General features: G+C 72.5%; 2 protein-coding genes. Both read left to right on the top strand.

The genetic code is table 11. From position 1 onward, the window contains the following. Positions 1 to 428 precede the first annotated feature (428 nt). The gene (gene ligA / locus JNW91_RS29995; protein ID WP_203178870.1) at positions 429 to 2,564 is read left to right on the top strand and encodes an NAD-dependent DNA ligase LigA; all 2,136 of its coding nucleotides are present in this window, start codon (positions 429 to 431) and stop codon (positions 2,562 to 2,564) included. A 156-nt stretch (positions 2,565 to 2,720) separates the two neighbouring features. Beyond that, positions 2,721 to 4,226: GGDEF domain-containing protein (locus JNW91_RS29990; RefSeq protein ID WP_309244524.1), on the top strand; the 1,506-nt coding region annotated here is incomplete at its 3' end.

Below are 4,226 nucleotides of genomic sequence, written 5' to 3'. Positions count from 1 at the left end.
CGGCCGCCGGTACGCGCCGTGGCCGCCCCGGCCCGGCCGGTGCCGCACGTTGGCTGGTCACCCGGTGTCGCCAGCTGTTCCACGCCCAGCCGGTGGCCACCGCCAGCAGGACCGCCACCGCCCAGAGCAGCGCCTCGGGCATCGACACCTCCGCCTCAGTGCGACCACGCGCCTCATTGCGACCATGCGGGCCACTTCGTCCGGCGATCCTCGCACGCCACGGCCCCCCTGCGCCCGGCAGCGCTCCGTCACGTGCTGCCGAGTAGCTGGACCGGCCCGTCGACGACCGCCGAGCATCGAGTGATCACGAACTGCGCCAGAGGCGACGTCGCTGCGGGCGCGGGTGGGCGGCGGATTGTCACCCCGGCCCGATACCGTGCCGGAGTAGCGTGATCAGGGAGGTCGCAGGCGTGTCCGAAGGTGGCGGGGTGTCCGAGGAGCAGATCGGTCAGCAGGTCAGCCCGGCTCAGGAGGCGGCGGCCGGCGCGGAGCCGACGCCGCAGGCGCGCGAGCGGCACGCCACCCTCAGCCGTGAGTTGACCGAACATCAGTACCGCTACTACGTGCTGGACGCGCCGACCATCGCCGACGCCGAGTTCGACCGGCAGTTGCGCGAGCTGGAGGCGCTGGAGGAGGAGTTTCCGGCGCTGCGTACGCCGGATTCGCCGACCCAGCGGGTGGGCGGCACGTTCTCCACGGACTTCACCCCGGTCACCCACGCCGAGCGGATGCTCTCCTTGGACAACGCCTTCGCCGACGAGGAGTTGGCAGCCTGGGCCGAACGGGTCGAGCGGGATGCCGGCGGCCCGGTGCCCTACCTGTGCGAGCTGAAGGTCGACGGGCTGGCGATCAACCTGACCTACGAGGCCGGCCGGCTGGTCCGGGCGGCCACCCGGGGTGACGGCCGCACCGGTGAGGACGTCACCGCCAACGTGCGCAGCATCCGGGACGTGCCCGGCCAGCTCACCCCCTCCGCCGAATACTCCGACGTGCCCGAGCTGCTGGAGGTCCGGGGCGAGATCTACTTCCCGGTCGCCGCGTTCGCCGACCTCAACGCCGGGCTGGTGGAGCAGGGTCGGGCGCCCTTCGCCAACCCGCGCAACGCCGCCGCGGGCAGCCTGCGGCAGAAGGATCCACGGATCACCGCCTCCCGACCGCTGCGCCTGGTGGTGCACGGCATCGGCGCCCGCCGGGGGTTCCAGCCCACGGCGCAGTCCGAGTCGTACGCGGCGCTGAAGGCGTGGGGGCTGCCGACCAGCGACCGCTGGCGGGTGGTGCCCGATCTGGCCGGTGTGGCCGAGTACATCGCCTACTACGCCGAGCACCGGCACGACGTCGAACACGAGATCGACGGCGTGGTGGTCAAGGTCGACCCGGTCTCGATCCAGGGCCGGCTGGGCTCCACGAGCCGCGCGCCGCGGTGGGCCATCGCCTTCAAGTACCCGCCGGAGGAGGTGACCACCAAGCTGCTCGACATCGACGTCAACGTGGGACGCACCGGTCGGGTCACTCCGTTCGCCGTGCTCGACCCGGTGCGGGTGGCCGGCTCCACCGTCGCGCTCGCCACCCTGCACAACGCCCGCGAGGTGGAGCGCAAGGGCGTGCTGATCGGCGACACGGTGGTGCTGCGCAAGGCCGGCGACGTGATCCCCGAGGTGCTGGGCCCGGTGGTCGACCTGCGGCCCGCCGACGCCCGGCCCTTCGTCATGCCGACCAACTGCCCGGCCTGCGGCACCCCGCTCGCGCCGTCGAAGGAGGGCGACGTCGACATCCGTTGCCCCAACACCCGCAGCTGCCCGGCGCAGCTGCGCGAGCGGGTGTTCCACCTCGCCGGCCGCGGCGCCTTCGACATCGAGGTGCTCGGCTACAAGGGTGCGGCGGCCCTGCTCGACGCGGAGATCATCACCGACGAGGGTGACCTCTTCCAGCTCGACGCCGAGCAGTTGTCCCGGTCTCCGTTCTTCGTCAACAAGGACGGCAGCCTGGGCAGCAACGCGGTGAAGTTGCTGGACAATCTCGCGGTGGCCCGGGAACGGGACCTGTGGCGGGTGCTGGTGGCGCTCTCCATCCGGCACGTCGGTCCGACCGCCGCCCAGGCGCTCGCCCGGCACTTCCGCTCGATGGACGCCATCGAGGCGGCCAGCGAGGAGGAACTGTCCTCTGTCGACGGGGTCGGCCCGACCATCGCGGCGAGCATCCGGGAGTGGTTCGCGGTGGACTGGCACCGCGAGGTCGTCCGCAAGTGGGCCGACGCGGGCGTACGGATGGCTGAGGAGGCGGTCGACGAGGGGCCGCGCCCCCTCGAAGGGTTGACCGTGGTGGTGACCGGGACGCTCGCCGGTTTCTCCCGTGATCAGGCCGCCGAGGCCGTGCAGAGCCGAGGCGGCAAGGTCAGCGGGTCGGTCTCCAAGAAGACGAGCTTCGTGGTGGTGGGGGACAACCCGGGGTCCAAGGCCGACAAGGCGGCCAGTCTCAAGGTGCCGGTGCTCGACGAGGACGGGTTCCGGCTGCTGCTGGACGCGGGTCCGGACGCCGCCCGGGAGGTCGCCCGCGTCGAGGGCTGACCTCGCGGCGACCCGACGCGACCGCTGGGCGCGTATACCAACTTAATTACGACTACGACCGATTCGTGACTGTCATACCGGGAAACCCGGGGCTGAGGGCGTTTCATTGGGTCACGGCGTGCGCACCGGCACGTCGACCGTCGGTCGGGAGGTGTGGTGGAGGTCGCCGACCCGCGCAACTCGCTTCCGCCTGGACGGGTGGCGCCGTTCGCCACCTTCGTCGTCGGCATCCTGACGGTGGCCGCGCTGACCGCCGCCGGTCCACTCGCGGCGCTGCCGGACGAGCTGTCCCGGCTGCCGGTGGCGTTCTGGACGATGGCAGCCCTCGCCGTGGTGTGCGACGCCCGCCCGTTCGTCCCGCCGGGGCGGCGGCAGACCTCCGCGGTCTTCCCGTCCACCTGCTTCACCTTCGCGATCCTGCTCGGTTGGGGGCTCGGCCCGGCGGTGGCGGTGCAGGCCATCGGGGTGATCGTCTCCGGTTGGCGGATGCGGCACGCCGCGTGGCGAACCGCGTTCAACGTCGGGCAGTACGCCTGTGCCCTCGCCGCCGCGTACGGCGTTCTCCATCTCGGGCCGGGCATGGTCTTTTCCGGCGGTCGGCTGCACTGGACCGACGTGGCCGCCGTCGGTGGCGCCACGGCGGCCTGGTTCGTGGTCAACTACGGGCTGGTCAGCTGGGCGGTGCGGCTGCGATTCGGCGATCCGTGGCGGCCCACCCTCCGGCAGGGCCTCGGCTTCGAGTTGCTCTCCACCGGCTCGTTGCTGCTGCTCGCCCCGGTGCTGGTCGCGGCCGCGCGGGTCAGCGCGGCGTTGATCCCGCTGGTGCTGGTGCCGCTCTTCGCCGTGTACCGGATGTCCCGGCTGACCGTCGAGCAGCAGCACCTCGCCGCGGCTGACCCGCTCACCGGGCTGCCCAACCGCACAGCCCTGCTGACCGAGGTGGCGGAGCAGGTGCACCTGCACGCCGAGCGGACCGCCCGCGGTGAACCCGACGGTCACCTGGCGCTGCTGCTGATCGACCTGGACCGCTTCAAGAACGTCAACGACGCGCTCGGGCACGCGGTGGGTGACCGGCTGCTGGTCGAGGTCAGCGCCCGACTCACCGACGTGCAGCCGCGACCGCAGATGGTCGCCCGCCTCGGCGGGGACGAGTTCGCCATCGTGATGACCGGTCTGACCGACGTCGGTCAGGCACGTGAGCTGGCGGACCGGGTGGTTCAGGCGCTGGCCGAGCCGGTGCCGCTGGACGGGCTGCCGCTGGACGTGGGCGGGTCGATCGGTATCGCCGTCTTCCCGGAGCACGGTGAGGACTTCGCCACTCTGATGCGCCACGCCGACGTGGCGATGTACGACGCGAAGCACCGCAACGACACTGTCGCCGTGTACGCCCCGGAGTCCGACCACAACTCCGCCGAGCGGCTCGGTCTCCTGGCCGACCTGCGCCGGGTGCTGGAGTCGGGCCCGTCGACCGACGACCTGTTCGACGCCCAGCCCGCAGGGCACGACCAGCCGGCAGGGCACGACCAGCCGGCAGGGCACGACCAGCCGGCTGAGCCGATCGAGCGGGACGGCCGCGCGCCGAGCCCGCCGACGTACCCCTCGAGGCGGTGGCGGAGGTGCGCGGCGGCGACGGGGCGGCGCTGCCCACCGGGGCGCCGGCCG

It is taken from the genome of Micromonospora parastrephiae, from assembly GCF_016802865.1.
In the GTDB taxonomy this organism is placed as follows: domain Bacteria; phylum Actinomycetota; class Actinomycetes; order Mycobacteriales; family Micromonosporaceae; genus Micromonospora; species Micromonospora parastrephiae.
The sequence above is the reverse complement of the archived record's forward strand: the minus strand, read 5'-3'. Positions and strand labels throughout refer to the sequence as shown.